The organism is Methyloglobulus sp. (assembly GCF_046714055.1).
Taxonomy (GTDB): domain Bacteria; phylum Pseudomonadota; class Gammaproteobacteria; order Methylococcales; family Methylomonadaceae; genus Methyloglobulus.
This window is the reverse complement of the sequence record NZ_JBKKBJ010000206.1, coordinates 1-3,998: the sequence shown is the minus strand read 5'-3', so window position 1 is coordinate 3,998 and position 3,998 is coordinate 1. Positions and strand designations below refer to the sequence as shown.

The following is a 3,998-nucleotide window of genomic DNA, read 5'->3' as shown; positions in this document are numbered from 1 at the left end:
CGGATTACGACGCGCCCATAGTCCAGTCAAAACGGAAAGACCTTTTGGTTGCGCGTCTAATCCGCCCTACAGCTCTGCTGTCGCTGCCGCCCGGCCTGTCGCATCGGGAATGGGTGATGTTTGCAGGGCTCGATCCCAAGGCCTTCGACTCCGGCAAGAGCGTCCACAAGAAAACGCGGCTGTCGAAAGCCGGCAACCGCCATATCCGTTCGGCCCTGTACATGCCCGCCCTAAGTGCCAAGCGGCATGACCCCTACGTCAATGCCCATTTCCAACACCTCGTGGCTAACGGCAAGAAACCGTTACAGGCGGTCTGCGCGGTCATGCGCAAACTGCTCCACGCCATCCACGGGATGTTGAAACACGACAAGCCTTTCGACAACACCCGTTTTTATGCGATTCCGACATGCGACGGGTAGTCAAAAATCAACGTTTTATTGGTTGACTTTGAACAGAGTATCTACAGATCTTTCGCATCGGGAAGTTTCGGTGATTGCTCTCCTGTCAGAAGCATATCAAGTAGCATAGAGGCATCCGCCGAATTACAGGCGGTGAAAGGCTGTTGCCGCAGCCAACTCGATAGGATGTCAAAGCTAGAGTTAATTGCAGTGGATAGGTTGCGCGTGAGGAAGTATGCGTAACATAGACGTATTGCGGCGGAAAAGTCGTTCTCGACCGCTGTCAAATAAGGTGCCGTCGGATGCCCAACGGGGTCGAGCCAAGAATCGAAGGTGCGAATAATGACCTGTGAAAACTCCGGCCGGAACTGATTGAAGGCAGCGGCGCACTCGTGAAACAGAATGGGGGCATTTTCTTCGGTGGAGGCTTCGCCATAACGCCAATTGTCCTTCTCCCATTGTTGTGTCAGCCAATCGAGTGTTCGATTGAGTGAGTCGCGAACCTGAACCACGAGACCGTCAGCCAGCGCGAGCCGGCTCGCGTCGGCAAGGGTGGCGGTAAGAAGTCCGACGGCGTATGCTGAAGCCCATAAATCCTCCGCGCGGTGCTGGTCGTTGCACTGGCGCCAGCCTCCGCTCCCAGCTTGAATGTCGGCGTGCGGGTCGAGCATCCGTCCAAGGACAGCGCGTGTTACCGGGGCATCGCCGTCAATCGTCTGCAAAATTTGGGCGGCTCTAATGGTGTGCCTATAACTGATTTCGCTATTTGGTTTGAGTGGGTTGGTGAATTGGGTCGCGCCGACGCCAACTCGAACCCAGTTGTAGTCAATGAGCGCGAGGACGCCAGTCCTCGCGGCTTGAATCATCGCCTTCACGGCGGACTTTTCGAGATGGTGCTTGGAGAAGATGAAGACAGGCCATCCTGTGAGGTAGAGGCGTGGTTTGGTGTCGAGACGTTCGCTGCCGGTTTGAAACTTCGACTCCTCGGCTACAGACGCGCTATGACCGAACTGCCCCATAAAACGCCCGGAATCGTCTTGGTCGTCTTCGAGGAAACGGATTATCTGGCGAATTGTGTCCTTGCTGTCGGGAAGATGAATACCGCGGAGCTTGCGGCGGATGTAAGACCTGAGCCTACTACTGGATAGATAGGTGGTCAACGCAACTACGGCTGCTGCGATGACACTGCCTGCGGCGTTATCAAGTATTGGATTCACAGATTCTCAGGGTGCGCTCCGAAAACGCCTAACAAGTTATTATCTAGGTCTGGCTATATTATACGCTCTTCAAACGCATTTGACAAGAATAGCTCTCAACACTTTCAAGGCTAGTTTTTCTAAACGGGATTACACGCAAATCCTCATAATAACCAGTTTCCGGATAACATCGGAGATCGCCCTTCCGTCAGAGATATTGACCTTGCTCGATCAGTTGTTGAGAAACAAGTCACTGCAAAGCAACTCGATTGAATCGGGGCAATACCATCACCTCTCCCACATCACAGGACAGGTTTTCGCATCCGGCGGTTGGAACCAACGGTTTTCACCGCCAGGGTTTTCCTCCCGGTCGACACATCTTACTTTAGAGCCCTTAATATTAGGCTTGCCTTAATACTATTGATATTGGTTTACCCATAATCCGACAATGGTGGACAAGTGCAAACCACATGCCGGTCACCATAGACATTATCGATACGCCCAACCGGCGGCCAGTATTTATCGTCATGCTGACCGTTGTCAGGGAAAAAGGCTTGTTGCCTGGAATACGGCAATGTCCATTCTTCCAGCAATAGCCGGTGGGTATGCGGCGCATTGTGCAGCACGTTGTTTTCGGCATCGGCACTGCCGTTTTCTATGGCCTTGATTTCCTGGCGGATAGCGATTAACGCAGCGCAAAATCGGTCAATTTCGGCTTTATCCTCACTTTCGGTTGGTTCGATCATCAGGGTGTCGGCGACGGGAAATGATACCGTAGGCGCATGGAAGCTAAAATCGATCAGACGCTTGGCGATGTCATCCACGGTGATGTTGCAGGCCTTTTTGAATTCACGGCAATCAATAATACATTCATGGGCGACCCAGCCGTTCTTTCCAGTGTATAAGATAGGGTAATGAGGGGCCAAGCGTTTGGCAATATAGTTGGCGTTCAGTATTGCGGTCAGCGTTGCCTGTTTTAATCCGGCTGCGCCCATCATCGCAATATAAGCCCAGGATATGCTGTAGATGCTGGCAGAACCCCAGGGCGCTGCGGATACCGTGCCAATAGTTTCGTGTTTACCTTTAGCCGGGTTGATGCCTTTTACCACAGGGTGATCCGGCAGGAACGGGGCCAAATGCGCCCCTACGCCAATCGGGCCAACGCCGGGGCCTCCCCCGCCATGAGGTATGCAGAAGGTTTTATGCAAGGCCGTAAGACGGATAAAACGTAGGGAGGATTAGCCGCACAAACAGTCGGTCTATCCGTTTTGATTGTCCTCTGGGCGCGGCGCTTGTGCCCCAGAGGGTATAATCCGCCAACTGCGGTGTCCGTCGAAATGGCGGATTACGACGCGCGGAAAATCTTTACATCTATTAAGGTTGGAGGGTTTGCGCGTCTAATCCGCCCTACTATGCTGGCACTCACTACGTCCGTACGACAGATCAATTGTACGGTGGATTCGCCAGGCAATCCACCCTATTCAGCGCACCGATTTGGTTGTTGTCCCACACTGAGCGGAATGGGTACTTTAACTTGATCCGCCATAGCTTGGCAGATTTTCAAGTCTTTATGGTGCAGCGCCACTTTAAAGCCGGGAGTGAACGTGCCGTTGGTCATGGTCAGCCCTCTGTGTTGAAGAAACCAGTTACCCGCCGCGCCAGCCGATATGACATCAATGACCTTATCCATCGGTAAGCTGTGTGCCTGGGCAAAAGCTAAGGCTTCGGTGACAGCCTGGTTGATGCCGGCAACTATGATCTGGTTGACGGCCTTGGTCGCCTGACCTGATCCGGTAGCGCCCATGTGGGTGATGCGGGTGGTCATGCTCGCCAGCACAGGCCTGGCTTGTTCCAGAACATCGGCATCGCCGCCTACCATCATGGACAAGCTGCCGTTTTTGGCCCCCTCAACCCCGCCAGATACTGGCGCATCCAGAAAAGCAACCTGTTTTTCCGCTAGCATGGTTGCGGCTTTTTTAGCCGTGTCACTGCTGACCGTGGACATATCCACCACAATGGAGCCAGGTTTGATGCTTTTGCTGATCGCCGTTATCATCTCCAACACGTCTTCGTCGGCAGAAACGCAGATCAGCACCAAATCCACCAGTGCGGCGAGGTCTTCGGGTTGAAGGCAGGCGGTTACTTTAAGCTCTTCTGCCAAGTCTTGGGCTTTGCTTGCGGTACGGTTATAAACGGCAGTCAAATAGCCTGCACTGGCAACTCGTCTTGCCATGCCCAGTCCCATCGCCCCTAACCCTATCATGCCTGTTTTCATTGTTTATTAGTCCGTAGTAAGGTTAAAACCACCGCCTTTTAGGCGGTCAGATTTATCTATGATTTTTTTCGGATGAAGTTGTTCGAGAGTTTTCCGGATTTGAAAAAGTGCCATTAGGGATGACATTTT

The 3,998-nt window shown here is 52.8% G+C and carries 3 protein-coding genes and 1 pseudogene; 1 reads left to right on the top strand and 3 read right to left on the bottom strand.

Annotation, left to right across the window (positions count from 1 at the left end; translation table 11 throughout):
- The coding region (locus ACLQ6D_RS12450) for a transposase (RefSeq protein WP_411727613.1) at positions 1–419 on the top strand (419 nt) is incomplete at its 5' end.
- 41 nt (positions 420–460) lie between these two features.
- On the opposite strand, the gene ACLQ6D_RS12445 is transcribed toward ACLQ6D_RS12450, so the two are convergent.
- The 3 genes and pseudogenes from ACLQ6D_RS12445 to ACLQ6D_RS12435 all read right to left on the bottom strand — a co-directional run bounded on the left by ACLQ6D_RS12445 (position 461) and on the right by ACLQ6D_RS12435 (position 3,869).
- The gene (locus ACLQ6D_RS12445; RefSeq protein ID WP_411727612.1) at positions 461–1,615 is read right to left on the bottom strand and encodes a hypothetical protein; all 1,155 of its coding nucleotides are present in this window, start codon (positions 1,613–1,615) and stop codon (positions 461–463) included.
- A gap of 410 nt (positions 1,616–2,025) precedes the next feature.
- Positions 2,026–2,802, bottom strand: a pseudogene (locus ACLQ6D_RS12440) (glycine dehydrogenase (aminomethyl-transferring)); the annotation flags it as partial.
- 269 nt (positions 2,803–3,071) lie between these two features.
- Positions 3,072–3,869 (bottom strand): NAD(P)-dependent oxidoreductase, encoded by a 798-nt coding sequence (locus ACLQ6D_RS12435; protein WP_411727611.1) that lies wholly within the window; start codon positions 3,867–3,869, stop codon positions 3,072–3,074.
- Positions 3,870–3,998: the final 129 nt, after the last annotated feature.

Excerpts from the sequence above, each read along its gene's own strand:
- ACLQ6D_RS12435 (WP_411727611.1), bottom strand. The coding sequence starts at position 3,869 with ATGAAAACAGGCATGATAGGGTTAGGGGCGATGGGACTGGGCATGGCA.